The sequence below is a fragment of the Caballeronia sp. LZ032 genome, from assembly GCF_031451315.1.
Taxonomy (GTDB): domain Bacteria; phylum Pseudomonadota; class Gammaproteobacteria; order Burkholderiales; family Burkholderiaceae; genus Caballeronia.
In genome coordinates, this window is record NZ_JARUXP010000004.1 from 1,386,826 (window position 1) to 1,412,668 (window position 25,843).

At 64.8% G+C, this 25,843-nt stretch carries 26 protein-coding genes; 8 read left to right on the forward strand and 18 right to left on the reverse strand.

The annotated features are described in order from the left end of the window. The 4 genes from QCE69_RS34145 to acnA all read left to right on the forward strand — a co-directional run. Positions 1 to 280, forward strand: a 280-nt coding sequence (locus tag QCE69_RS34145) for a citrate/2-methylcitrate synthase (protein ID WP_309935322.1), incomplete at its 5' end; no start/stop codon positions are given. A gap of 89 nt (positions 281 to 369) precedes the next feature. Next, entirely contained in the window at positions 370 to 900 is a 531-nt protein-coding gene (locus QCE69_RS34150; protein WP_309927281.1) for a hypothetical protein, read from the forward strand. Between the two features lie 34 nt (positions 901 to 934). Beyond that, positions 935 to 2,386 carry a bifunctional 2-methylcitrate dehydratase/aconitate hydratase gene (locus tag QCE69_RS34155; RefSeq protein ID WP_309935323.1) on the forward strand — a complete coding sequence of 484 codons (1,452 nt, stop codon included), beginning with the start codon at positions 935 to 937 and terminating at the stop codon, positions 2,384 to 2,386. Positions 2,387 to 2,423: 37 nt separating this feature from the next. Further along, the gene (acnA, locus tag QCE69_RS34160) at positions 2,424 to 5,141 is read left to right on the forward strand and encodes an aconitate hydratase AcnA (protein WP_309935325.1); all 2,718 of its coding nucleotides are present in this window, start codon (positions 2,424 to 2,426) and stop codon (positions 5,139 to 5,141) included. A gap of 117 nt (positions 5,142 to 5,258) precedes the next feature. On the opposite strand, the gene QCE69_RS34165 is transcribed toward acnA, so the two are convergent. Beyond that, positions 5,259 to 5,582 carry a DUF2917 domain-containing protein gene (locus tag QCE69_RS34165; RefSeq protein WP_309927288.1) on the reverse strand — a complete coding sequence of 108 codons (324 nt, stop codon included), beginning with the start codon at positions 5,580 to 5,582 and terminating at the stop codon, positions 5,259 to 5,261. Positions 5,583 to 5,892: 310 nt separating this feature from the next. On the opposite strand from QCE69_RS34165, the gene QCE69_RS34170 reads away from it, so the two are divergent. Next, positions 5,893 to 7,317 (forward strand): PLP-dependent aminotransferase family protein, encoded by a 1,425-nt coding sequence (locus QCE69_RS34170; protein ID WP_309927290.1) that lies wholly within the window; start codon positions 5,893 to 5,895, stop codon positions 7,315 to 7,317. A 4-nt stretch (positions 7,318 to 7,321) separates the two neighbouring features. Here QCE69_RS34170 and QCE69_RS34175 read toward each other — a convergent pair whose 3' ends face one another. From QCE69_RS34175 to QCE69_RS34185, 3 genes are all read right to left on the reverse strand, one after another. Further along, positions 7,322 to 8,161 (reverse strand): DUF1932 domain-containing protein, encoded by an 840-nt coding sequence (locus QCE69_RS34175; protein WP_309927291.1) that lies wholly within the window; start codon positions 8,159 to 8,161, stop codon positions 7,322 to 7,324. A 57-nt stretch (positions 8,162 to 8,218) separates the two neighbouring features. Next, positions 8,219 to 8,449 carry a hypothetical protein gene (locus QCE69_RS34180; protein WP_309935327.1) on the reverse strand — a complete coding sequence of 77 codons (231 nt, stop codon included), beginning with the start codon at positions 8,447 to 8,449 and terminating at the stop codon, positions 8,219 to 8,221. A 228-nt stretch (positions 8,450 to 8,677) separates the two neighbouring features. Then, positions 8,678 to 10,129 carry an NAD-dependent succinate-semialdehyde dehydrogenase gene (locus QCE69_RS34185; protein ID WP_309927298.1) on the reverse strand — a complete coding sequence of 484 codons (1,452 nt, stop codon included), beginning with the start codon at positions 10,127 to 10,129 and terminating at the stop codon, positions 8,678 to 8,680. Positions 10,130 to 10,281: 152 nt separating this feature from the next. On the opposite strand from QCE69_RS34185, the gene QCE69_RS34190 reads away from it, so the two are divergent. After that, positions 10,282 to 10,698 carry a MarR family transcriptional regulator gene (locus QCE69_RS34190; RefSeq protein WP_309927300.1) on the forward strand — a complete coding sequence of 139 codons (417 nt, stop codon included), beginning with the start codon at positions 10,282 to 10,284 and terminating at the stop codon, positions 10,696 to 10,698. Positions 10,699 to 10,766: 68 nt separating this feature from the next. On the opposite strand, the gene QCE69_RS34195 is transcribed toward QCE69_RS34190, so the two are convergent. The 3 genes from QCE69_RS34195 to QCE69_RS34205 are packed head-to-tail and all read right to left on the reverse strand — an operon-like array spanning position 10,767 to position 12,790. Beyond that, positions 10,767 to 11,378: a hypothetical protein gene (locus QCE69_RS34195; protein WP_309927302.1), complete on the reverse strand. Its 612-nt coding sequence runs from the start codon at positions 11,376 to 11,378 to the stop codon at positions 10,767 to 10,769. 50 nt (positions 11,379 to 11,428) lie between these two features. After that, positions 11,429 to 12,202 carry a molybdopterin-dependent oxidoreductase gene (locus tag QCE69_RS34200; RefSeq protein ID WP_309935329.1) on the reverse strand — a complete coding sequence of 258 codons (774 nt, stop codon included), beginning with the start codon at positions 12,200 to 12,202 and terminating at the stop codon, positions 11,429 to 11,431. A 3-nt stretch (positions 12,203 to 12,205) separates the two neighbouring features. Further along, positions 12,206 to 12,790, reverse strand: a complete 585-nt coding sequence (locus tag QCE69_RS34205) for a cytochrome b/b6 domain-containing protein (RefSeq protein ID WP_309927304.1) — start codon at positions 12,788 to 12,790, stop codon at positions 12,206 to 12,208. Positions 12,791 to 12,955: 165 nt separating this feature from the next. Between QCE69_RS34205 and QCE69_RS34210 the strand changes: the two genes are divergently transcribed. Beyond that, positions 12,956 to 13,627: a heavy metal response regulator transcription factor gene (locus QCE69_RS34210; RefSeq protein ID WP_309818807.1), complete on the forward strand. Its 672-nt coding sequence runs from the start codon at positions 12,956 to 12,958 to the stop codon at positions 13,625 to 13,627. Further along, positions 13,624 to 15,027 carry a heavy metal sensor histidine kinase gene (locus QCE69_RS34215; protein WP_309935331.1) on the forward strand — a complete coding sequence of 468 codons (1,404 nt, stop codon included), beginning with the start codon at positions 13,624 to 13,626 and terminating at the stop codon, positions 15,025 to 15,027. The genes QCE69_RS34210 and QCE69_RS34215 overlap by 4 nt, the downstream gene beginning before the upstream one ends. Positions 15,028 to 15,036: 9 nt before the next feature. Here QCE69_RS34215 and QCE69_RS34220 read toward each other — a convergent pair whose 3' ends face one another. The 11 genes from QCE69_RS34220 to panE form a co-directional block, all read right to left on the reverse strand. Next, complete coding sequence (locus QCE69_RS34220; protein ID WP_309935333.1) at positions 15,037 to 16,830, reverse strand: FAD-dependent oxidoreductase; 1,794 nt, start codon at positions 16,828 to 16,830, stop codon at positions 15,037 to 15,039. Beyond that, complete coding sequence (locus QCE69_RS34225; RefSeq protein WP_309935334.1) at positions 16,827 to 17,930, reverse strand: DedA family protein/thiosulfate sulfurtransferase GlpE; 1,104 nt, start codon at positions 17,928 to 17,930, stop codon at positions 16,827 to 16,829. Before QCE69_RS34225 ends, QCE69_RS34220 begins: the two co-directional genes overlap by 4 nt. Before the next feature lie 281 nt (positions 17,931 to 18,211). Beyond that, positions 18,212 to 19,171 (reverse strand): D-erythronate dehydrogenase, encoded by a 960-nt coding sequence (gene denD / locus QCE69_RS34230; RefSeq protein ID WP_309935335.1) that lies wholly within the window; start codon positions 19,169 to 19,171, stop codon positions 18,212 to 18,214. A gap of 13 nt (positions 19,172 to 19,184) precedes the next feature. Then, positions 19,185 to 19,973, reverse strand: coding sequence for a 2-oxo-tetronate isomerase (otnI, locus tag QCE69_RS34235; RefSeq protein WP_309935336.1), 789 nt, complete (start codon positions 19,971 to 19,973; stop codon positions 19,185 to 19,187). Positions 19,974 to 20,147: 174 nt separating this feature from the next. Then, a complete protein-coding gene (gene otnK, locus QCE69_RS34240; RefSeq protein ID WP_309935337.1) occupies positions 20,148 to 21,452 on the reverse strand; it encodes a 3-oxo-tetronate kinase in 1,305 nt (434 codons plus the stop codon). Continuing rightward, positions 21,449 to 22,345 carry an L-threonate dehydrogenase gene (gene ltnD / locus QCE69_RS34245; RefSeq protein ID WP_309935339.1) on the reverse strand — a complete coding sequence of 299 codons (897 nt, stop codon included), beginning with the start codon at positions 22,343 to 22,345 and terminating at the stop codon, positions 21,449 to 21,451. The genes otnK and ltnD overlap by 4 nt, the downstream gene beginning before the upstream one ends. Positions 22,346 to 22,371: 26 nt before the next feature. Then, the gene (locus QCE69_RS34250; protein ID WP_309935340.1) at positions 22,372 to 23,076 is read right to left on the reverse strand and encodes a FadR/GntR family transcriptional regulator; all 705 of its coding nucleotides are present in this window, start codon (positions 23,074 to 23,076) and stop codon (positions 22,372 to 22,374) included. 341 nt (positions 23,077 to 23,417) lie between these two features. Further along, on the reverse strand, positions 23,418 to 23,756 hold the full coding sequence (locus tag QCE69_RS34255; protein WP_309935341.1) for a thioredoxin family protein: 339 nt from the start codon (positions 23,754 to 23,756) through the stop codon (positions 23,418 to 23,420). A gap of 65 nt (positions 23,757 to 23,821) precedes the next feature. Beyond that, the gene (locus QCE69_RS34260; RefSeq protein ID WP_309935343.1) at positions 23,822 to 24,349 is read right to left on the reverse strand and encodes a chromate transporter; all 528 of its coding nucleotides are present in this window, start codon (positions 24,347 to 24,349) and stop codon (positions 23,822 to 23,824) included. After that, positions 24,346 to 24,894, reverse strand: coding sequence for a chromate transporter (locus QCE69_RS34265; RefSeq protein WP_309927330.1), 549 nt, complete (start codon positions 24,892 to 24,894; stop codon positions 24,346 to 24,348). The genes QCE69_RS34260 and QCE69_RS34265 overlap by 4 nt, the downstream gene beginning before the upstream one ends. Further along, positions 24,891 to 25,826, reverse strand: coding sequence for a 2-dehydropantoate 2-reductase (panE, locus tag QCE69_RS34270; RefSeq protein ID WP_309927331.1), 936 nt, complete (start codon positions 25,824 to 25,826; stop codon positions 24,891 to 24,893). Before panE ends, QCE69_RS34265 begins: the two co-directional genes overlap by 4 nt. Between the last annotated feature and the right edge of the window lie 17 nt (positions 25,827 to 25,843).

Below are 25,843 nucleotides of genomic sequence, written 5' to 3' on the forward strand. Positions count from 1 at the left end.
AGCGGGCGACACCAAGCTTTTCAGCATCGCCGAGCGCCTCGAAACGGTCATGTGGGACGCGAAGAAGATGTTCCCCAATCTCGACTGGTTCAGCGCCGTGTCGTACCACATGATGGGCGTGCCCACGGCCATGTTTACGCCGCTGTTCGTGATCTCGCGCACGTCGGGATGGAGCGCGCACATCATCGAGCAACGCATCGACAACAAGATCATCCGGCCGAGCGCGAATTACACGGGACCGGAGAATTTGAAGTTCGTGTCGCTAAATAAGCGAAAATAGCGGGCTGCGTGGGTCAGATCCTGCGAGGACAGGGTCACCCCGCGCGGCAGAACCGCCATTCAACCCAATGTTTTTGAAAGGTTTTATCGATGAATAAAATTTTGATCGCTGCAATCGCCGGCACGCTGGCTACGACGAGCCTCTTCGTCAGCGCCGGCGCTTTCGCCGCGACCGCGACCACCACCGAATCGGGCAAGGCCAAGGCCACGGCCAAGACGACCGCCAAGCGTCCCGCCCCCGCACGACGTCTCATCAAGCGCAGCCCGAAGGCCGAAGCCGCCGCGGCAGCGAAAGTCGATCCGATTCCGGACGGCGCAGTGAAATGGTCCTGCAAGGACGGCAATTCTTTCTATCTGAAAGGCGACATGAAGCGTGACACCATCGTCACGGTGAACTGGGCGAAGAAGGACTACCGCCTGCCGCGTCAGGACACGACGACCGGCGCCGACCGTTTCCACGATTCGGCATCGGGCATGGATCTTGTGGTGATCCCGACGAAGGCAATGCTTTTCTCCGACAAGGATTCGTCGCGTCTCGCCGATGAATGCATGACGGCCGAAATGGCCGCCGGCGGCGCCGCACCCACGCAGTCGAACGCGCTGATCAAGCCTGCGCAGTAAGGCGGCTGAGCGCGCATCAACAGGAAAATCTTCGATGTCCGCACCGATCTCCACGGTCCGGCCCGATCCGGACAAGGTACTGGTCGACATGGTCGACTATGTCCTCAACACTCGTATCGACAGCACGCTTGCGCTTGAGACCGCGCGCAACTGCCTGATCGACACGCTCGGTTGCGGACTCGAAGCCCTTTCCTACCCCGCCTGCACCAAGCTACTGGGACCCATCGTGCCGGGCACGATCGTCCCGCACGGCGCAAAGGTGCCCGGCACGCAGTTCCAGCTCGACCCAGTTCAGGCCGCGTTCAACATCGGCGCGATGATCCGCTGGCTCGACTTCAACGACACCTGGCTGGCCGCCGAATGGGGCCATCCGTCGGACAATCTGGGCGGCATCCTCGCCACCGCCGACTGGCTCTCGCGCAGCGCGATCGCCGCCGGCAAGCCGCCGCTCAGCATGAAAGACGTCCTGATCGCGATGATCAAGGCGCACGAGATCCAGGGCTGCATCGCGCTGGAGAATTCGTTCAACAAGGTCGGTCTCGATCACGTGCTGCTCGTGAAGGTCGCTTCCACCGTCGTGGTTGGCCAGATGATCGGCCTCACGCGCGACGAGCTCATCAATGCCGTCTCGCTCGCTTTCGTCGATGGTCATGCGCTGCGCACCTATCGGCACGCGCCGAACACCGGTTCGCGCAAGTCATGGGCGGCCGGCGACGCCACCTCGCGCGCCGTGCGTCTCGCGCTGATCGCGAAGACCGGCGAGATGGGCTATCCGTCGGTGCTGACGGCGAAGACCTGGGGCTTCTACGACGTGCTCTTCAAGGGCAACGCATTCAGCTTCCAGCGTCCGTATGGCTCGTACGTGATGGAGAACGTCCTCTTCAAGATCTCGTTCCCGGCCGAGTTCCACGCGCAGACCGCGGTGGAAGCGGCCATGACGCTGCACGGCATGCTGAAGGATGCCGGCAAGTCCGTGGACGACATCAGCCGCATCACCATTCGCACGCACGAAGCGGCGCTGCGCATCATCGACAAGCAGGGTCCGCTGAACAATCCGGCCGACCGCGATCACTGCATCCAGTACATGATCGCCGTGCCGCTGATCTTCGGCCGTCTCACCGCCGCCGATTACGAAGACACCATCGCGCAGGATCCGCGCATCGACGTATTGCGCGGCAAGATGACCTGCGTGGAAGACCCGCAGTACACGAAGGACTATCACGACCCGGACAAGCGCTCGATTGCCAATGCGCTCACTGTCGAGTTCAATGACGGCTCGCGGCTGAACGAGATTGCAGTCGAGTATCCGATCGGTCACAAACGCCGCCGCGCGGAAGGCATTCCGCTGCTCGTCGAGAAGTTCAGGACGAACCTGGCGCGCCGCTTTCCGCAGAAGCAACAACAGGCGATCCTCGCGGCATCGCTCGACCAGGCACGGCTCGAAGCCATGCCGGTGCATGAATATGTCGATTTGTACGTGATTTAAGCAGCGCAATTTCCTCGTCCAGCCCAAGGAAAACAACATGGCCCACAATCTCCACAACACGCTCAAGGAATTCGACAGCGGTTCCGGCAAAGCCAGGTTCTACTCGCTGCCGCAACTCGGCGACGCGCTGAAGATCAAGATCCAGCGCCTGCCGGTTTCGATTCGTCTGGTGCTCGAATCGGTGCTGCGCAACTACGACGGCAAGAAGATCTCGGAAGAGCACATCGAGCAACTCGCGAACTGGAAGCCGAACGCTTCGCGCGTCGATGAAATTCCGTTCGTCGTCGCGCGCGTCGTGCTGCAGGATTTCACCGGCGTGCCGCTGCTCGCCGACATCGCCGCCATGCGTGGCGTCGCCCAGCGCGCGGGCAAGGATCCGAAGGCCATCGAGCCGCTCGTGCCGGTGGATCTCGTCGTCGATCACTCGGTGCAGATCGATCACTTCCGCGAACCCAACGCGCTCGACCTGAACATGAAGCTGGAATTCCAGCGCAACAACGAGCGCTACCAGTTCATGAAGTGGGGCATGCAGGCGTTCGATACCTTCAAGGTCGTGCCGCCGGGCATCGGCATCGTGCACCAGGTGAACCTCGAATACCTCGCGCGCGGCGTCCACAAGAAGGGCGAAGGCAAGGACACGGTCTACTACCCGGACACGCTCGTCGGCACCGACTCGCACACGACGATGATCAACGGCATCGGCGTGGTGGGCTGGGGCGTGGGCGGCATCGAGGCGGAAGCGGGCATGCTCGGCCAGCCGGTCTACTTCCTGACGCCGGACGTGGTCGGCGTCGAGCTGAAGGGCAAGCTGCGCGAAGGCTGCACGGCAACGGACCTCGTGCTGACCATCACCGAAATGCTGCGCAAGGAGAAGGTCGTCGGCAAGTTCGTCGAGTTCTTCGGCGAAGGCACGGCGTCGATCGGCGTGCCGGATCGCGCGACCATCGGCAACATGGCGCCCGAGTACGGCGCGACCATGGGCTTCTTCCCGGTCGATGAAAAAACCATCGACTACTTCAAGGGCACGGGCCGCACCGACGCCGAAATCTCCGCGTTCGAGAAGTACTTCAAGGCGCAGAAGCTGTGGGGCGTGCCGAAGGCCGGCGACATCGACTACACCAAGACGCTGACGCTCGATCTGAGCACGGTGGCGCCGTCACTCGCGGGTCCGAAGCGTCCGCAGGACCGCATCGAAATCGGCAACGTGAAGAGCAACTTCGTCGATCTGTTCTCGAAGCCGGTCGGTGAAAACGGCTTCAACAAGAAGGCCGCCGAACTCGACACGCAATACACGACCACCGACGGCGTCGACGTCAAGAACGGCGACGTGCTGATCGCCGCGATTACCTCGTGCACGAACACGTCGAACCCGAGCGTGCTGCTCGCCGCCGGCCTGCTCGCGAAGAAGGCCGTCGAAGCCGGCCTGACGGTGGCGCCGCACATCAAGACGTCGCTGGCGCCGGGATCGCGCATCGTCACCGAATACCTGACGAAGACCGGCCTGCTGACCTATCTCGACCAGCTCGGCTTCACGCTCGCCGCGTATGGCTGCACGACGTGTATCGGCAACGCGGGCGACCTGACGCCGGAACTGAATGACGCCATCGTGAAGAACGATATCGTCGCGGCGGCCGTGCTGTCGGGCAACCGCAACTTCGAGGCGCGCATTCACCCGAACATCCGCGCCAACTTCCTGGCTTCGCCGCCGCTGGTCGTGGCGTATGCCATCGCGGGCAACATCACGCGCGATCTGATGACGGAGCCGGTCGGCAAAGGCAAGGACGGCCGCGACATCTATCTCGGCGACATCTGGCCGACCAGCGACGAAGTCCACGCGCTGCTGAAGTTCGCGCTCGACGCGAAGGCGTTCCGCGAGAACTACTCGCAGCTCACGAAGGACGGCGACCTGTGGAGCAAGATCGCGGGCGAAAGCGGGCAGGTCTATGACTGGCCGAAGTCGACGTACATTGCCGAGCCGCCGTTCTTCGGCAGCGACTTCTCGATGAAGCCGGCCGACTCGATTCCCGCCGTGAAGGGCGCGCGTGCGCTCGGCATCTTCGGCGACTCGGTGACGACCGACCACATCAGCCCGGCGGGTTCGATCAAGGAAACGTCGCCGGCGGGCGTGTGGCTGAAGGCGAACGGCGTGCAGAAGGCCGACTTCAACAGCTACGGCTCGCGCCGCGGCAATCACGACGTGATGATGCGCGGCACCTTCGCGAACGTGCGCATCAAGAACCTGATGATCCCGGCCAAGCCGGACGGCACGCGCGTGGAAGGCGGCCTGACGCTGCATCAGCCGAGCGGCGAACAGCTGTCAATCTACGACGCGGCGATGAAGTACATCGAAGCCGATACGCCGACCATCGTCTTCGCGGGCGAGGAATACGGCACGGGCTCGTCGCGCGACTGGGCCGCGAAGGGCACGCAACTGCTCGGCGTAAAGGCCGTGGTGGCGCGCAGCTTCGAACGGATCCACCGCTCGAACCTGGTGGGCATGGGCGTGCTGCCGCTGCAGTTCAAGGGCTCGGACAGCATCCAGTCGCTGAACATCACGGGCGAGGAAACCTATGACGTCGAAGGGCTCGGCGACGACTTCAAGCCGCAGCAGGAAGTCACGCTGGTGATCCATCGCAAGGACGGCAAGGAAGATCGCGTGCAGGTTCTGCTGCGTATCGACACGCCGATCGAGGTCGACTACTACAAGCACGGCGGCATTCTGCCGTTTGTGCTGCGTTCGCTGCTCGCAGCGTAGACTACGCTTGTTTTGCAGGTGACCGCGCTCGAAAGAGCGCGGGAACATTGGACCCGGCCTCGGCCGGGTTTTTTTTCGCCTTCGTGGCTGCTGTCGCGTTCGCTGCCGTGCTCGCCGTCATGTCTTGATCGCGGCAAGCCTCGCCGGCTGCGCACGACGACCGAACCACGCCCGCATCATGTCGCCGGGACCGCGCGTGCGCACAGGCGCGGAAGTCGAAGCCAGCGAGAACCAGCTCGCCTCCCGGTTGCCGCTGACCCAGATCGTCGTATAAGGCGGCAACTCGACCGAGTCGCCCGCGCCCAGCCAGTGATCGTCCGTCTGGCCTTCGATGGTCAGCCAGATCTGGCCGCGCGTGACACGCAGCGTTTGAGGCCGGTCGATGACCCAGCGCGCAGCCGCTTCGCGCCCGTCCAGTTCGAATGTCCGAATTTCACGCATGATGCCGCTCCTTCTGTTCACGTTTCGGAAGGCCACCTCCGTTCATGCAGTTCGAGCAGGAAGCAACCGTTGATGCCATTATTCGACCGATTCCGAACAGCTTGAATGTACAGTTATGAACAGTTGCAGCGGAACTGTTAAGCTAATTTGGCCGAACAGTTTGAAAACGTTTTGACAATTGAAAAGTGCGTCATCATCCGTCTGGCCAGTCTTGACGGCGGTTTTAGGATGCGTTCGAATGGCGCAATGACACGGCTGAACAGCAAAATCACAACTGTTCACTCAGACTCACTGAACACTTTGGAACACCATGAACGCGCTTCCGCTTCATATCGACGGCGGCACCGGCGTGCCGCTCACCGAGCAGATCGTCAGCCAGATCGAGACGATGATCCGCTCGCGCCGCGTACTGGCCGGCGCCAAGCTGCCGTCCATCCGCCAGCTCGCGGCGGAGCAGCACATCAGCCGCTTTCCGGTGATCGAGGCATATGACCGGCTCGCCTCGCGAGGATTGATCCAGCCGAAGCACGGCTCGGGCTTCTACGTGGCGAATCACGTCGAGGAGCGCGACAGCAGCGCCGGCAACTGCAATCCGCGTCTGGCGGAAGAGGAATCCACCCAGATCCTTCAGCAGTTCAACTACCCCGGCGAGACGCTGAAGCTGTCGAGCGGCTTCATTCCGGAAGCATGGCGCGAGGTGGACGGTCTCACGCAGGCCATCCGGCAGGCCTCGCGCAGCGACGTATCGAGCGTGATCGACTATGCCCTGCCCCACGGCGACACGGGTCTGCGGCAACAGATCGTGATGCGCATCAACGCGCTCGGCATCGACGCGGACCTGCCCAACGTGATGCTGACGAGCGGCGCGAGCCAGGCGCTCGACCTGGTCGTGCGCTACATGCTGAAGCCCGGCGACACCGTGTTCGTCGAGGATCCGGGCTACTACAACCTCTTCGGTCTCTTGAAGCTGCAAGGCGTGCGGCTGGTCGGCGTGCCGCGGCTCGCGAACGGCCCGGACATCGACGCCGCCGAGGCGCTCCTCAAGCAGCATCAGCCGAAGCTCTTCTTCGTCAACACGGTCTTCCAGAACCCGACCGCGACCAACATCGCACCGCAGGTGGCGTTCAAGCTGCTGCAACTGGCGACCCAGCATGGCTTCTCAATCGTCGAGGACGACATCTACGCCGACTTCCAGGCCGTGCCGACGCAACGGCTCGCCTCGCTCGACCAGCTCGATCGCGTGATCTATGTGGGCGGCCTGTCGAAGACGCTGTCGTCGTCGCTGCGTATCGGCTATCTCGCGGCGAATCGCGAACTGGTGAAGAATCTCGTCGACGTCAAGGTGCTGACGAGCCTCGGCGGCTCGCGCTTTGCGGAAAGCGTCGCGGCCAGCCTGCTCGAACGCGGCACCTATCGCAAGTATCTGGAGCGCCTGAGGAAGCGCGTGCGCGATTCGCTGTCGAGCGCGGTGCAGACGCTCGAAAGCCATGGCTGGGATGTGTTCGATGAACCAAGCGGCGGCAATTTCGTCTGGGCGAAAGTGCCGGGCATCGAGGATTCGACGGTTCTCGTGAAAGCCGCCCTCGAGTTCGGGGTGACGCTTGCGCCCGGCAGCTACTATCGGCCGAACGGCGAAGTGAGTCCGTGGGTGCGCATCAATTCGGCCTATGCCGGCGATCGCCGCGCGGGACGCTTCTTCGCGGCGATGACGGAGCAGGCCATCGCCGGGAACTAGGCTGTCATTTGTCCCGCTCGGCGAAGAAGCGTTCGAGCGCATCGGTGGCGTCGCGATCCTTCGCGAGCCGCGCGTAAAGTCCGGCGGCGCCTTCATATACGCGATGCTCGGCGAACTCCTCGCCGATGAACTGCGCAATCTCTTCCATCTCCGCCACCCAGCGATACGCCTTCGGCGGCATGCGCGGCACATTGCGCGAAAGCCATGCGGCGAGCGCGGGCTGGCTCTCGGTCAGTTCGGCGAAGAGCGCGTCGCCGGCGCCGTTGCGCATCGCGGCCAGCGACATCGCCGAACCGATTGCCGTCAGTCCCTTCGTGATGCCCGCGTACGACATCTTGAGCGCCGATGCCGCACCGATCGGACCATCGAGCACGTGTATGACGAGGCCCGCTTCGCCAAGCGGCTGTGCGTCCGGCGCATGCGGGCCGGACAGGTAGAACTTCGGCGCGGCAGGCAGACCGATGATCGCGCCATCGACGAACGGCGTGCCCGACGGATCGAGCACCTGAGCCACCGTCCGGACCGTGTCGGGATTGATCGCGTTGCAATCGACGTAGACGGGTTTGCGCGAGGCGCGTTCGAGCGCCGGTGCAAGACGCTGCGCAGTCTCCACGGCCACCGCCGGCGGCACGACCGACAGGATGAAGTCGCACGTGGCGAGTTCGTCCAGGCTGGCGTCGCGCATGCCGGCTTCCTGTGCCCGCTTCGCACTCGCGGCGCTGCGGCCTTCGAGCGACGTGAAGACCTGCGCGCCGCCCTGCGTCAGCGCATGTCCCACCGCGGATCCCATATTGCCCGCGCCGAGCAGCGCGACAGTCGGTTTCTTCGCATCAGTCACTTGCATGCTCCATGTGTCGGGGTCGAACCACAGCATACCCTCGCCGCTTTGGGACCGCTCGCGCTACCTGGTCTCATCGTGATCGTAAGGCGCCTGACCGCGCAGTGCGCCGAGCCGCAGCAGCATGTCCCGGCCTTTTGGTGTCAGCGAGGGCAGCGCGTGACCGCTCGGCAGACGCGTCATCTCGATCAACGCCTCCTGACGCAGACGCACCGTATGAAAGCCGGCCGCCTCGACCAGATGAGGTGAGCGCTGGATCAGCAGCAGCGTGGATAGTTCGTGAGGGCTCAGCATGCGATTCTCCAGGAACAGGACGGGCAGATCAGGCGTGTCCCGATGTCATCCTAAAGAGTGAAGCTGGCAATTCGGCTACGCATATTTTTCCGTGCGTTACGTGGTTACACTTCTGAAACCAACTCGTATTGCATGGACCTTGCGAAGCCGCTTACAACGCACGAGCCATAAAAAAAGCGGCCTCGACGAGGCCGCTTCCATGCAGCACATTCGCTGCAATTTAACGATTCAACGATGTTCCGTGACGAACTTCGTGACGAGATACGCTTCCATCGCTTCGCTGCCGCCTTCCGAACCGTAGCCGGAATCCTTCACGCCGCCGAACGGCGTCTCGGGCATGCCGAGGCCATGATGGTTGATCGACACCATGCCGCTTTCGATATCGTCGGCGAACGCAGCGGACGTGGCCGCCGAGCTCGTATAGCCATAGGCAGCAAGACCGTAAGGCAGGCGGTTCGCCTCGGCGATCACTTCGTCATACGAGCTGAACGAAGCGATCGGCGCGATCGGGCCGAACGGCTCTTCGGTCATGATGCGGGCGCTCATCGGTACGTCGGTGAGCACGGTCGGCGCGAAGAAGTAACCTTCACGGCCGACGCGCTCGCCGCCCGTCAGCACCTTCGCGCCGTGTTCGCGCGCATCGGCGACCAGCCGCTCCATGGCCTCCAGACGACGGCCATTGGCAAGCGGGCCCATCTGCACGCCGTCTTCCAGACCGTTGCCGACCTTCACGGCGCTGGCCGTGGCGACGAAGTGATGCACGAACTCTTCATAGACGGCTTCTTCGACGAGAAATCGCGTCGGCGAGATGCACACCTGCCCCGCGTTGCGGAACTTTGCGCCGGCCAGCATCTTCGCGGCACGCGGAATGTCGGCGTCCTTGAACACGATGGCCGGCGCATGACCGCCGAGTTCCATCGTCACGCGCTTCATGTGCTCGCCCGCCATCGATGCGAGCAGCTTGCCCACCGGCGTGGAGCCGGTGAACGAGATCTTGCGGATGACCGGATGCGCGATCAGGTACTTCGAGACATCGGCGGGCACGCCGAACACGAGGTTGACGACGCCGGCGGGCACGCCTGCATCGGCATAGGCCTGAACGAGCGCTGCGCAGCTCGCGGGGGTTTCCTCCGGGCCTTTCAGCACGACCGAGCAGCCTGCCGCGAGCGCCGCCGATACCTTGCGCACTGCCTGATTGATCGGGAAGTTCCACGGCGTGAACGCGGCCACCGGACCGACCGGCTCGCGCGTGACGATCTGACGCACCGCATCCGCGCGCGACGGAATCACGCGGCCATAGGTGCGGCGCCCTTCCTCGGCGAACCATTCGATGATGTCGGCGGCCGAAAGCGTCTCGATGCGCGCTTCGCCCAGGGGCTTGCCCTGTTCCATCGTCATGATCGCGGCGATGTCGGCCGCGCGTTCACGAATGATCTGCGCGGCGCGGCGCATGATCTTGCTGCGCTCGTAAGGCGAAACCTTGCGCCATTCCTTGAAGCCGCGCGCGGCTGCGTCCGCCGCGAGCGCCAGTTCTGACTCTCCGGCCAGCGCCAGGCGGCCAATCTCGGCTTCGCTTGCCGGATTGATCACGGCCGTGTCGCGCGAGCCGTTGCGCCACGCGCCATCGATATACAGCTGGACGTTCGGATAAGCAGGAAGGTCGGAACGAGTGTTGCTCATGCATGTCTCCTTGAGAGTGGAGCGGCGCAACGCAAAGTTGCCCAGGATCAAAAACGCAGGCGGCCATCTTATCGCGAACGCGTAAAATCTGCCGATGAACCCCGCCCCACTGATAGTTGCAGAGCGAATCACATGACTTCACGGTGAACCGTATGTTCGACCAATGCCTTTATTTCAACACGACCGCGCTGGCCCGCTCGCTCGAACGCGAGTGGGCAAAAGCATTCAAGCCCTTCGGACTCACGCCGTCGCAGGCTTTCATGCTGCGCGCCGTCGTCGATCATCCCGGTCTGTTGCAAAGCAATCTCGCCGATGCCCTTGCTATCTCGCGCCCCACGGCCACACGCACGCTCGACGGACTACAGCAGCTCGGACTCGTCGAGCGCTGGTCCACTGAAAGCGACGGCCGCGAATCCGCGATCCATCCCACCGATGCCGCGCATGCCGTGATGAAGCGCATCGGCACGGCGAGCGCCGAAGTGACGCGCCGCATCAAGCGCAAGCTCGGCACATCGCAGTTCGACGACACGGTGACGAGCGTCCGTCATCTGCGTGCATCGCTGGAATGAGCCGTTGAAAAAAATGCCCGCCGGATGGCTCCAGCGGGCATTCATGGGGCATTCGAAGCACAAACCGCTTACATCGGCGGCACGACACCATCCTTCTCGACCACGATACGCTGCGCCGCGAAGTCCGAGCCCGCCGGGCTCGCCACGACGAACACCTTCTTGCCCGGCTTGAGGTCGTCATGCGTTGCAGGCGAGAAGGTCACGACCGGCACGTTCTCCGGCACCGTCACCGAGTTCGAACCGCCCTTGTACGAGAGCTTCAGGTCGCGGCCGCTCGTGCCCTGCACCACCTGGTCGACGTTCGCGTTGGTCATCGAGCTCTTCGGGCCGAGATCCCAGTCATAGTGACCTTCGCCGGTGCCGCGCGCCGCTTCCGGGAACACCAGCACTTCGGTGGCGGTGAGCTTGCCGTCCGTGCCGGTCATCGCCGCCGTGCCGACGAACGAACCCGGCTTGATGTCCTGCAGCTTGATGTTCTTCAGCGCGGTGACGGGCGTGTCCGACTTCACCGCGATCTTCACGGTGTCGCCGCTCTTGCGATGCACAGTCAGCGTATCGCCCGACAGCGACACGATATCGCCGCGAATGCGCGTGGGTTTGGCGGCGGGCGCCTGGGCAAAGGCGGCGGAAGCGAGTGCGAGCGTCACGATGCTGACGCCGAGTTTCATGCGGATCGACATGCAATCTCCTTGGGTTAATCGAAGCTGAAGCGTTGAGCGGAACACGGCGATCAGGACCCGCCGAACCAGTTGTAGCCCTGGTTCTCCCAATAGCCGCCGGGGTAATCGTTGGTCACGGTGATCGCGACAATATGCTTCGGATTCTTGTAGCCGAGCTTGGTCGGCATGCGCAGCTTCATCGGAAAACCATACTTGGGCGGCAGGATCTGCCCGTCATAGGTCAGCGTCAGCAGCGTCTGCGCATGCAGCGCAGTGGGCATGTCGATGCTCGTCGAATAGTTGTCGGCGCAATGGAAGGCCACGTACTTCGCGCTGATATCCGCACCGGCGCGAGCGAGGACGTTCGCGAAGCGCACGCCGCCCCACTTGCCGATCGCGCTCCAGCCCTCGATGCAGATATGCCGCGTCACCTGGCTTTCCTGCGGCAGCGCGTGCAGTTCGTCGAGCGTCCAGACGCGCTTGCCCTTCACCCTGCCGCCGATCTCGAGCTTGTACGCGGCCGGATCGACTTCGGGCACTTCGTCGATGTCATAGAACGCGTTGAACGGAAACGGCCGCGTGATCATCGACTCGGGATACGTGGGCGCGAGCGCGTTCGGATCGAACAGCAGCGCCTGCACGTCATCGTTGAAGGACGAGATGCGCCGCAGCATGGCGTTGACGGACTTGTCGTCGGTGATGTTGCAACCGGAGAGCATCGCCAGGCCGCCGAGCGAAAGAATGCGCTTGCCGAACAGACGGCGCGCGGGCGCCTTCAGTTCCTTCGCCGCGTCCTTGATGATGAGGTCGGCGTCGGGTCTCGATTTGAACAGTTTCAGCGACATGGATCAGCGGCCTCGAATCATCAGCACGAGCGAGCGCGGCACGAGCGCGACCATCGCGACGTGCACCACGAAGAACGCCACCAGGAAGCTCATGCCAAAGAAATGCACGATGCGGGCGTTGTCATAGCCGCCCATCAACGCACGCAACAACGGGAACTGCACGGACTTCCACACCGCCAGCCCCGACAGAATCACGATCACGATGTCCACGATGACCGCGAGATAAGCGAACTTCTGCACGGCGTTGTAATGCGTGAGGTCGTCATGGCCGAGCTTGCCGCGTACGGCGGCCAGCGCGTCCGTGAAGATGCTCCTGATCGACAGCGGGAACATGCGGCGGCGCAGACGGCCCGTGAAGAGGTTCATCGCGAGATAGACGATGAAGTTCGCGACCAGCAGCCACATCGCCGCGAAATGCCATTGCAGCGCACCGCCGAGCCAGCCGCCCAGCGTGATGGCCGGAGCAAAGGTGAGCGACTTGAAGATCGGCGAGGCGTTGTAGATCTGCCAGCCGCTCGTCACCATGATCAAGACGGCGAAGGCGTTGAGCCAGTGCGTGATGCGCAGCCAGAGCGGTTGTACTTGCACGGGTTTCCTCGCGAATGGCGAAACAATGTGCAGGCATGTTAGCCACGCCGCGCTGAATGATCGATGACCCTTCAATGACTTTTTTGTCATTCTTGGCGGTCAGCGGACGGGCTCTGGCTAGAATGTCGTCAATTCATCCGAACCCGAACCCCGCGCAGCGCGAGCATGACCATCCTCGTTATCGAAGACGACCGCAAGACCGGCGACTACCTGAAAAAAGGGCTCATCGAGTCCGGTTATCAGGTCGAGCTCGTGCGCAACGGCACGGACGGGCTGCATCAGGCGCTCGCGAACCCGTACGAGCTGATCGTGCTCGACGTGATGCTGCCCGGCATCGACGGCTGGCAGGTCATGGCCGCGTTGCGTGCGAAACGTGACCTGCCTGTCATTTTTCTGACTGCGCGCGATCACGTGACGGACCGCATCCACGGACTCGAACTCGGCGCGGACGACTACCTCGTCAAGCCGTTCTCCTTCACGGAACTGGTGCTGCGCATCCGCACGCTGCTGCGGCGAGGCGTGATGCGCGAGTCGGATACCTTCCAGATCGCGGACCTGCACGTGGATGTCCTGCGCCGCAAGGTGACGCGCCAGGGCGCCGACATCGCGTTGACCAACAAGGAATTCGCGCTGCTGCATCTGTTCTGCAAGCATCAGGGCGAAGCGCTCTCGCGCACGCTGATCGCCTCCGAAGTGTGGGACATGAACTTCGACAGCGACACCAACGTGGTCGATGTCGCCATCAAGCGCCTGCGCGCGAAGCTCGACAACCCGTTCGAGCTCAAGCTGATCCACACGGTGCGCAGCATCGGCTATTCGTTCGGGGAGAATCCTTGAAGCGGCAGTCGCGTTCACTCGCGGTACGCATCGCGCTGTCGTTCGTCGTGATCGTGTGCATCGTGCTGGCCATGGTCTCGGCGGCGCTCTATCACGCGACGAACCAGGCGCTCTCCACGCGCGCGGATTATCAGTTGATCGGGCGGGTCGAGCATTTCCGCTCGCTGCTGCACGATCTCTATACGATCAAGGAAATCGAGGCGCGGCCACGGCTCTTCGAAACCATGCTGGGCGACCGGCAGGACGTGATCCTGTTCAGGCGCGCGGGATCGGCGCCGTTCATCAACGTCAATCCGGAACAGATGTCCTTGCCGCCTCTGCACGTCGTGCCGGTGACAAGGCCTATCGGCCTGGACGATCTTTACGAAGGAACCCGCGCCGACGGCGTGCGCATGCGCTGGGTCGGCGCGCAGGCGCGCATCGGCGATAACGGCGAAGTCGTGGAGATCATCGCGGCGCACGTGATGACGCAGGAAGCGCGCGTGCTGTCGGTCTATCTGGAGCGTGTTTGGCTCAACGTGATCGGCGCGGCGCTCGTCACGATGCTGCTCGCCTGGTGGGTCACGAGTCGCGGTCTCCAACCGCTCAAGCTGATGGCGGACAAGGCCGCGGAAATCGCGCCGGACCGGCTGTCCGCGCGGCTCGACGTGGCGCATGCGCCCGCCGAGTTGCAGAGTCTCGCCGCGTCGTTCAATGCCATGCTGGACAGGCTCGAACATGGCTATGAGCGCCTGCTGCAGTTCTCCGCCGATCTCGCGCACGAACTGCGCACGCCTATCGGCGTGCTGATCGGCGAGACGCAGGTTACGCTCGCGCACGAGCGCAACGTTGCCGAATATCGCAACGTGCTCGAATCGAATCTCGAAGAACTCGAACGGCTCGCGCGCATCGCGCAGAACATCCTGTTCCTTGCGCAGGCGGATCATGGGGAACAACGCATCGAGCGCGAGCGGCTGCACATTTACGACGAGCTCGACACGATCTGCACCTACTTCGAAGGCATTGCGGACGAGCGGCGTATTCGCTTCGATATCGACGCGAGCGGCGAAATGGTTGCGAACGCAATCATGTGCCGCCGGGCGGTGGGCAATGTGGTCGTGAATGCGGTGCGCTACGCGACGGCGGGTTCCGTCGTGCGTCTGCATGGACACGCGGACGCGGCCGGCGCGGTGCTGAAAGTGCGCAATCAGGTGGATGGCGATATCGGCCCGGAAGAACTCGGCAAGCTGTTCGACCGGTTCTATCGCGGGGATGCGGCGCGCAGCGAGTTCACGGAATCGAGCGGGCTGGGGCTTTCGATCGTGCAGGCGATCATGCGGCTGCACGGCGGCAGCGCGTCCGTCGAATCCCCCGGCGACGGGTGGATCGAGTTCACGCTGCGCTTTCCGTCGGCCAACTAGAAGCGCCTGTCACACCGGCACGGCCAGCGCCTGGCGCTTCGCCAGCAAGCCGTGGATCTGCGAAACGACCGCCGCGCCTTCTCCCACCGCCGCCGCGACGCGCTTGGTGGAACTGGACCGCACGTCGCCGATGGCAAACACGCCCGGCACGCTCGTCTCCAGCGCCATCACGCCCTCGGTGCGGCCTTCATGCGCTTCCGGCCCGGTCAGCACGAAACCCTTGCCATCGACGTTCACATTGCAGTTGCGCAGCCAGTCCGTGTTGGGATCCGCGCCGGTGAACAGGAAGAGATGCCGCGAGTCGAGCGTGAGCGGGCCGTCCGGCGTCTTGCAATGGATCGCGTTCAACGCGCGGCCATCGCCCTCGAGCGACGTGATCTGCGTATGCGTACGCACCGTCACGTTCGGCAGCGAGCGGATGCGCTCCACCAGATAGTGCGACATGCTCGCCGCCAGCCCCGCGCCGCGAATCAGCACGTGCACGTGCTTCGCGTGCGTTGCCAGGTACACCACGGCCTGTCCCGCCGAATTGCCGCCGCCGACCAGCACCACCTCCGAGTTCTTGCACAGCTTCGCCTCGACCGGCGACGCCCAGTAATACGTGCCATGCCCTTCGTAGCGTTCTAGCCCGTCGATATCGGGCCGCCGATACGCCGCGCCCGACGCAATCACCACCGTTTGCGACGTGACGCGCGTGCCGTTCTCCAGTTCGATCTGGATCGGCGCGCAATCGCAGTGCAGCGACTTGATCTTCGTCGGGATCGCAATGTGGGCGCCGAACTTCTGCGCCTGCACGAAGGCACGCCCGGCCAGCGCCTGGCCGGAGATGCCGGTGGGAAAGCCGAGATAGTTCTCGATGCGCGAACTCGCGCCCGCCTGGCCGCCCGGCGCGCGGCAATCGAATACCGCCACCGACAAGCCCTCGGACGCCGCATACACCGCCGTCGCCAGGCCCGCCGGTCCCGCGCCGACGATCGCCACATCGTAAACATGCGCCGAATCGAATTCCGGCAGCCAGCCGAGTTGCGTCGCCACCTGGTTCTCGCTGGGCGCGCGCAGCACGGTGCCGTCCGGACAGATCACGAGCGGGAAATCCGCCGTGGAGGCCGAGATGCGTTCCAGCAAGGCGATCGCGTCCGGATCGGCGCAGGCGTCGATCACGGTATGCGGATAACCGTTGCGGCGCAGGAAGCCTTGCAGGGACACGAGGCGCCCGTCGTCGGACTGGCCCAGCAGCACCGGACCGCTGCCCTTCTCGATCAGACCCACGCGGCGCAGGATCAGCGCCCGCATGATGCGCTCGCCGAGTTCCGCCTCCGCCACCAACAGCGCCCGCAGCCGCTCCGGCGCAATCACGATGCCCTCGACATCCTCGGCCGCCATGCCGTCGACGAGACAGGGCTTGCCCGACAATTGCGCCACTTCAGCCAGGAAGTGCCCCGGCCCGTGCTCGACCACCAGATGCTCCTTGCCGAGCGCATTGCGCCGCGTCACCCGCACGAGCCCCTTCAGCACGATCACCATGCCGCGCCCGGTCTCGCCCATGCGGAACATCCAGTCGCCCTTACGCCACCGCGACGTCTCGCCGAAGCGGCTCATGCGCTCGATCTCGCCGTCGGTCAGACGCGGGAACATCTGATGCGCGCGGCTTTCGAGCGGCGAGAACGGCGCGTTGTCGTCGCTGACGGACGGCGCGGCGGCGGGCGTCGGCACGACATTCGGGTTCTCGGGCGATTCGCGCGCGCTCCAGGCGACGACGTTCGGCATGCTCTGACGGGAATGGTCGAACGGGGTGGTGCTCATGCGCGATCTCCGTGTGGCAAACCAGCTTCATGAAGGGATGAGGCGCTAGATGGTGTCGCCGCCGATGCCGCCGACTTCACCGACCATGGGCACATCGCGGCCATCTCCGCGACTTCTTCCGGCGTCGTCGCGACGAGCTCGCCGAATTCGGTCAGCGTCGCGACTTCGAAACCGGCGAGGCGCCATGCATCGAGACCGCCGGTGAGCGGCACGACGTCGCGGAAACCGGCGTTGCGCATCGTCTTCGCCATCCATGCCGCCGAGACTTCGTTGGGACACGAGCAGTAGATGACGACCTTGCGCGACTTGTCGTAGTTCTCGATGATCGTCGCGAGATCGCGCTCGTCGGCGAACAGCGAACCGGGAATCGCGGCGGGATCGAGCATGCGTTTCTCGGGCGAGCGGATATCGAAGATCACCGGCAGCGGCTGGTCGTTCATCAGCGCATAGAGTTCGTCGACGCTGATGCGCGCCTTCTCGAGCGTCGCCATGAGCGCGCGGCGCCGCCACCAGCGATAGGCGACATAGACGGCCAGCAACACCGCGACCACCATCACCGCCTGGCGCCCGAGCTGCGAGATCAGCGCGAAGACCATTTCGAGCTGCGCGGCAAAGACGACGCCGACCGTCAGTCCGACCATGCCCCACAAGGCCACGCCCGCGCCGTCATGCACGATGAAACTGCGCAGCTTGACGCCCATGGCGCCGGCGAGCGGCACCGACACCAGCGAGAGGCCCGGAATGAATTTCGCGACCAGCAGGACGCGGACGCCCCAGCGGCCGAAGAAGCGTTCGGTCTTCTTCACGCAGGTATCGCGCGAGAGGGACAGCTTGCAGATGGTCTTGAGGGTCTTGTCGCCGTACTTGCGCCCGCCCTGGAACCAGACGAGATCGCCGATCACGCCGCCGGCCACGGCCACGCACAGTACGCCCGCGAGCGGCGGCCAGAACGCGCCGCCGTTTACCGCCATGAGCGCGATGGACGCGCCGACGATGATCATGGTCGGCATCGCGGGGACGGGCAGCCCAAGCGCCGAGCCCATTACGTTGAGAAACACGATCGCCGGGCCGAATCGATCGACGAGATGATGCAACGACATGGAAGACTCCCGCGCGGGAAGGATGCGTAATCACCGGGCGACGAGACGGCGCGGCTCGGGCGCAATCCAGCCGCAGAGGAGCCGCAAAACAAGCGCAGGAAGCATGAAAACGACGGAGAAACGAGCGTGCGGACGCTCGTGATTCAACGCGGTGCATGCAGCGCCGGGCCGACGTTCGTCACATATAAGCGAACAGTGTAGCCCGGAAATGCGAGCGAAAGCATGACGGCTGTCGCGCTGCCCCCGAACGCCGGGGCAGCGCAAGAAGACGCGGCGCGGGATCAGGAATCCGCGATATGGGCGCGGATCACGTCGGCGAAGGCGGCGTCCCCTTCGAGCCCCAGCGCTTCGGCGCGCGCGGTGTCCCATGCACCCGGCCAGCTGTACACGATCTTCTCGATGCGCTCGTCGCGCTGGAAGTCGATGCGCGCCGCCGCGTCCTCGCCGGCCACTTCGCGCAGCGCCGCGATCATCTCGTCCACGCTGACCGAAAGCCCCGGCAGATTGATCACCGGCCGGTCGCCGAGCCTGTCGCGCCCGATCTCGCAGCCCGCAATCAGCGCTTCCACCGCGCGCCGCGGCGACAGCAGCCAGACACGCGTATCGCCGCTGACGGGACACGCCGAGCGTTCGCCGTTAAGCGGCTCGCGAATGATGCCGCTCGCGAAGGACGAAGCCGCCGCATTTGGCTTGCCCGGGCGCACGCTGATGGTCGGCAGCCGCAGCACCCGGCCATCCACGAAGCCACGCCGGGTGTAGTCGCACAGCAGCAATTCGGCAATCGCCTTTTGCGTTCCATATGACGATTGGGGATTGAGCGCGGTGTCGTCCTGAACGATGTCGGGCAATGTGCCGCCGTAGACCGCCACCGAACTCGTGAACACGACGCGCGGCCGGTGCCCCGCCGCGCGGCACACTTCGAGCAGGGCGCGCGAGGCGTCGAGGTTGATCTTCATGCCGAGGTCGAAGTCCGCCTCGGCCTGGCCGCTGACGATGGCCGCGAGATGGAATACGGCTTCCGTCTGCGGGTCGAGATGGCGCCGCAGCACCGCCGGATCCGAGATGTCGCCGGTTTCGGCGCGCACGCGCGGGTCGTTCAGCAGGCGCTCGTCGTGCGGCCGCGCGATATCGAGCAACACCAGTTCGGTGACCGGCTGGCCGTCGAGCGTGCCGCGTTCGAGCAGACGCCTGGCGAGCCGCTGGCCCAGAAAGCCCGCGCCGCCTGTGATCAGGATCTTCATGAGCGTCGTCTCCTCACAGATAGGGCTTGAGCCAGCCGAGGCCGGCGGACGTGCCGCCCTTCGGCTTGTACTCGCAGCCGATGAAGCCCGCGTAGCCGAGCGTGTCGATCAGCTCGAACAGATACGGATAGTTGAGTTCGCCCAGGTCCGGCTCGTGACGCTCCGGGACGCCCGCGATCTGGATATGCCCGATGCCCGCGTTTGCGCGCTGCATGTCGCGCTTGAGCTTGATCGCGATGTCGCCTTCGACAATCTGGCAGTGATAGATGTCGAACTGCACCTGCAAATTCGGCGCGCCGATTTCCTCGCAGATGGCCTGCGCGTCGTCCTGACGATTCAGGAAGAAGCCGGGAATGTCGCGCGTGTTGATGGGTTCGATCACGATACCGATGCCCGCCTTGCGCGCTTCCTCGGCCGCATGGGCCAGATTGGCCAGATAGACCGCGCGATGCCGTTCGCGCGATTCCTCAGGCTTGATGAGGCCGGCCATCACGTGCAGTTTCTCGTTGCCGAGCACCGCCGCGTATTCCAGTCCCTTCGCGACGCTTTGCCGGAACTCCGCCTCGCGTCCCGGCAGCGAGGCGATGCCGCGCTCGCCCGCGGCCCAGTCGCCGGGCGGCGCGTTGAACAGCGCCTGCGTGAGACCGTGGTCGGTCAGGCGTTGCCGGATGTCCTCGGCCGGATAGTCGTACGGAAACAGGAACTCGACCGCCTTGAAGCCATCCTTCGCGGCGGCGGCAAAGCGGTCGAGGAACGCGTGTTCCGTGTACATCATCGTGAGATTCGCGGCAAAACGTGGCATGGGTTCGTGTCTCCGTTGCGAAGGTGCGAAGTTGCGAAGTTGCGAAGTTGCGAAAGGGTCGTGAGGTCGTGAGGTCGCGCGGTTCGTCGATGGGCGCTTCAGCTAGCGGCCTGCGACGCGGCGACGTCGATAGCTACAGTTTCGAAGTGCTCTCCACTTCTTCAGAAAATCTCATCACAGCGCCCGCAGCGCTTTCTCGAAGAAATCGGCGGTGCCGAAATTGCCGGATTTGAGCGCGAGGCCGAGCGCATCGTCGCCTTGCGTGCCGATGGACTGCGTCGCCGGCACGCCCGGATCGATCTGCGGGCCGATCCGCAGGCTGCGCACGTCCAGCGCCTGCACGACCGCGCCGGAAGTCTCGCCGCCCGCGACGACGAACTTGCGCACGCCTTCATCCCGCAAGCGCCGCGCGATCCCGGCGAGCGCCGCTTCCACCAGTTGCCCCGCCTGCTCGACGCCCAGCTGGCTCTGCACCGCCTTGACTTCGTCGGGCGACGAGGTTGCGTAGATCAGCACGGTTTCGTTCTTGCCGAAGTGCTCGCGCGCGAACGCGACCGCCTGATCGACCACCGGCTCGCCGCGCGCGAGCGCCAGCGGATCCACGCGAAAGCTCGGCCTCGACGCGCGCCACGCCGCCACCTGCGCGTTCGTCGCTTTTGATGCGCTGCCCGCCAGCACGACCGCCTTGCCTTCAATCGACGGCAGCGCCGCCGCCTGTTCCGCATGCGCGAGCCGGTTTGCCGCGCCGAAGTTGCGCGGCAAGCCCAGCGCGACGCCGGAGCCGCCGGTGATCAGCGCGAGATCGCGGCATGCTTCGCCGAGCGTGTAGAGATCGGCGTCGGAGACGGCATCGGCGATCGCCAGGCGCACGCCTTCCTGGCGCAGTCCGGCGATGCGCGCGCGCACCGCGTCCGCGCCTTGCGCGATCGTGTCGTAGCGCAGCAGCCCGACTTTCGATTGCGTCTGCCGCTGCAGGACGCGCACGAGATTCGGATCGGTCATCGGCGTGAGCGGATGATGCTCCATGCCCGATTCGCTCAGCAGCACGTCGCCGACGAACAGATGGCCGCGAAACAGCGTCCGGCCGTTCTCCGGGAACGCCGGGCAGGCAATCGCGAAATCGTCGCCGAGCGCATCGAGCAGCGCATCCGCGACGGGGCCGATGTTGCCGCGGTCGGTGGAATCGAAGGTCGAGCAATATTTGAAGAAGAACTGCGTGCAGCCTTGCGCGCGCAGCCAGGCGAGCGCGTCGAGCGACTGGCGCACGGCCTCCTTTGCGTCGATGGTGCGCGACTTGAGCGCAACCACCAGCGCATCCGCCTCGATGCGCGCGCCCGCCTCCGGAACGCCGATGGTCTGCACCGTACGCATGCCGCCGCGCACCAGCATGTTGGCGAGATCGGTGGCGCCGGTGAAATCGTCGGCGATGCAGCCGAGCAGCGCTTGCGGCGCTTGCGCTTCTTGCATGGTGCCCGTCATGCCTTTGCTCCCTTCGGCACCTCGATGCCCGGAAAGATCTTGATGACCGCGGAATCGTCCTCGCCGCCATGGCCGGCGGTGGACGCCATCATGAACATCTGATGCGCCGCCGCCGACAGCGGCAGCGGAAACTTCGAGGTGCGCGCGGTATCCAGTACGAGGCCGAGATCCTTGACGAAGATATCGACGGCGGACAGCGGCGTGTAGTCGCCAGTGAGAATGTGCGGCACGCGGTTCTCGAACATCCACGAGTTGCCCGCGCTGTGCGTGATGACTTCATAGAGCGCATCGGGATCGACGCCTTCCCGCAAGCCCAGCGCCATCGCCTCGGCCGCCGCCGCGATATGCACGCCCGCCAGCAGCTGATTGATGATCTTGACCTTCGATCCCGCGCCGTGCGCTTCGCCCAGCCGATACACCTGCCCGGCGATCGCCCCGAGCACGTCCTCGCAGGCGGCATAGGCGGCAGCGGGGCCGGACGTCATCATCGTCATCGCGCCGGAGTTGGCCTTCGCCGCGCCGCCAGACAGCGGCGCATCCAGCATCTGCACGCCCCGCGCCTCGCAGCGCGCGCCGAGATCAGCGGCGAATTGCGGCGACACCGTCGCGCACGCGAGCACCACGCCGCCCGCCTTCATCGCGGGCACGGCGCCGGTTTCGCCGAACAGCACGGCGTCGGTCTGCGCCGCGTTGACGACGACCGTCAGCACCACGTCGCATTGCGCGCCGAGTTCGGCCGGCGATGCACACGCCACGCCGCCTTCCGCCGCGAACGCGTCCAGCACGGGCTGGCGCACATCGCACGCGTGCACGGCGAAGCCCGCGCGCAACAGCGAACGGGCGACGCCCATGCCCATCGCGCCCAGCCCGATAACGCCCACGTTTCTCGTCATGTCTTCCTCTTCGGTCGGATAGGGATTCAGCAGATGCCCGCTTCCGCCAGACGGCGCGCGGCGTTGATGAGATGCGTCTGCGCGGCGCGGCGTGCGGCATCGGCATCGCGCGCGCGGATGGCCTCGACGATCGCCGCATGTTCCTCGTGCACCTGCCGCATGTAGTCCTCGCGCAGCGCTTCGTTGCCGCGCGTGACGAGCGTGCCCGCTTCCAGATACTGATTCAGGAAGGTGAGCGTTTTCAGGAAATACGGATTGCCGCTGGCGGTCGCGATCTCGCGATGGAACGCGACGTCTTCCGCGACGCCGTCGCGCGCCTCGCGCACGGCCACGTCGATCTGCGCGAGCGCCCGGTCGATCGCTGCCATGTGTGCGGCGCTGCGGCGGAGCGCGGCTTCGCTGGCCACTTCGGCCTCGATGGCGCGGCGCAGCGCGAGGATCTGCACGACGGCGCCCGGCTCGACCGCCTGCGCGTAATCGATGCGCAGCGGCCGGATGCCCGCCCGCTCGACGATGAACACGCCGCTGCCCTGGCGCGGTTCCACCATGCCTTCGTTCTTGAGCCGGGAGATGGCCTCGCGGATGACCGTGCGGCTGACGCCGAATTGCTGCGCGAGCACGGCCTCGCTCGGCAGCTTGCCGGTGCCGGCGAAGCTGCCTTTCTCGATCTGCTTCTGCAGTTGCTGCGCGACAGTGTCGGACAGCGCACGCGGCGGGATCTTCTCGAACATGCGGTGACGACTTCCTCAGTCCTGTCAGGTTGTCGGGTTATCATACAACTTTGTTCGACCTAGCAGGACTGAGCGAAAACCCTTGGTTTGCTGGATGAGGTCTTCGTTTATCGGGGAAAAAACTCTGGTACGCCTGACCCGCCACGCGCGATAACTCGCGCTGCGGGGTGGCCCTAAGCCACAAAACAAAAAGACATGCCGGCGTCTCAAGTCAAGCCTGACGGAGGTTTCGACCTGCGGTCCGCGATTGAGATAGTGCAAAGCGATTAGCGCGATCGGCTCGCCGGCTTCGGAATCCAATGACAAAGCGCAATGCCGTCGCGGCATTGCGCATCGCGGCGTTATTGCGCGGACGGTGCCTCGATCTGCGCGAGCGCGTCGCTGATCTGGGCGACATCGCCCGGCCTCACGAGCCGCGCGACTTCCTTGCCATCGCGCAAAAAGACGAGCGTCGGCCAGAGCTTCACGCGAAACGAGCGTCCGAGCGGCCGGCCGCTGCCGTCCTCGATCTTCATGTGCCGCACTGCGCCATGCCCCTGGAACGCCTGCGCGATCAGCGGCTGCGCCGCGCGGCAATGGCCGCACCAGTCCGTGCCGAACTCCACGACCAGCGGGCCGCGCGCGGTGTCGAGTTCCGCGCGTTCCGGCGCGGTCTTCACGTATTCGAGGGTCGTCGTCATGGCGTTCGTCCTTGTGTCCTGGTTGTGAGTTTTTCAGCAGGAAGCCTGCCCGCCGCATATACGCGTCATTGCCCGAATCCCGTCAGGCCGATCAGCGCGCCGGCCGCCAGCAGCCACAGCGGATGCAGCTTCGTTCGATACGACAGCAGCGCGACGGCGGCGGTGATCGCCGTCATCATCACGGTTTCGTCGGAGGCTTCGGCGATCAGCAGCGCACTCGCCGCCACGAGTCCTGCCGTGATCGGCACGAGCCCGAGCTGCACGGTGCGCCGCCACGGACGCGTCTTGAAGCGTTCCCACGCGTGGAGCGCGGCCATCGTCACCAGCGACGACGGCCCGAATTTCGCAATCGACGTGACCAGCACGCCCGGCCAGCCGGCCACATGCCAGCCGATCAGCGTGACGACCATCATGTTCGGGCCCGGCGCCGCCTGCGCAAGCGCGAACAACGCCGAGAAATCGGCCTTCGACATCCATTCGTGCACCTGCACGACCTGACGCTGCATCTCCGGCAGGATGGAATTGCCGCCGCCGAACGCCAGCAGCGAAAGCTGGCTGAAGATGGCCGCGAGCGAAACCAGGTCGTGATTCATCGGCCCACCTTCCACGCGACCAGGACCGAGATCGGCGTGAAGACGAGCATGGTCGGCAGGAGCGGCGTGCGCAGGAACGCGATCGCCGCGAACATGAGCAGCGCGACGGCCGCCGCCTCGGGCTTGCGCCGCAGCGGCCAGAGGAGCTTCACCGCCATCGCGATCAGCAAGCCCGCCGCGGCTGCCGCGAGTCCGGCGAACAAATGCGCGATGCGCGGGTCCTGATGCGTGCGCTGATAGATCACGCCGAGTCCGATCACGATCAGCGAAGGCCCGACCAGCAGCCCGAGCAGGCCCGCGAGCGCGCCGGGCACGCCGCGAAAGCGCATGCCGATCGCCACCGACAGATTGATCACGTTGCCGCCCGGCAGGAATTGGCAGAGGCCGAGGAGATCGGTGAACTCATCGGCATCGAGCCATTTGCGGCGCTCGACGATTTCACGCCGCGCCAGCGGCAGCGCCCCGCCGAACGCGGTCAGTCCGAGCGTGAGAAAGCCCGTGAAGAGTTCCGCGATGCCGGGACGCGGCGCGTGTTGCTCAGTCATGCGCTTGCGGTGCGCGTCCGGCGCGCTTCGTAGGCTTTCAGATGCGCGTACGCCACTTCCAGCATCGATGCGCCCTCCACCTTCGAGCGCCGCCGCGCGATCAGATCGCCGACGATGTGATCCGCCTCGATCGGCGCGCCGTTCTCGAGGTCGCGCAGCATCGACGCGGTCAGCAGCGAGCCGCGTTGCCCGAAGCTCGCGCGCGCCCGCTCGATGACCGCTTCCGGCGGCGGATGATCGTTGTCCGCCGCGACGCCCTGGCACTCCATGAAGAGCCGCCTGAGCACGTCTTCGCCGCCGGGCGCATCGAGAATGTCGCCGATCGGCGCACGCATCAGGCACGTGCCGGTCGCGAGCGTGGCGAGGAACACCCATTTGTCCCACATCGATTGCAGGATGTCCTCGCTCACGTTCAGTTCGAATCCGGCGCCATCGAGCTGGGCGGCGACCGCCTCGATGCGCGCGGAACGCCCGCCCGCGCGCTCGCCGACCGTCATCGAATGCATGTTGTTCAAATGGACGATCTCGCCTTCGGCATCGAGCGTCGCGGCAATCACGCACTGGCCGCCGAGCACGTTGGCCGCGCCGAAGCGCGCGTCGAGCGCGTCGAGATGCGCCATGCCGTTGAGCAGCGGCAGGATCACCGTGTCCGGACCGACAGCCGGCGCGAACGAATCGATCGCGTTTTGCAGGTCGTAAGCCTTGCAGCTCAGCAGGACCAGGTCGAACGGATGGTCAAGGTCTTTTGCGAGGGTCATCGGCGGACAGGCGAACGTGAGATCGCCCTCCGGACTCTTCACCTTCAGGCCGCATTGCCGCAGGCGTTCGGCGCGGCGCTCACGCACGAGAAACGTCACGTCGCGGCCCGCTTCCAGCAGCCGCGCCCCGAAATAACCGCCGATCGCCCCCGCACCCACCACCAGAATCCGCATGTCCCGCTCCTTGTCAT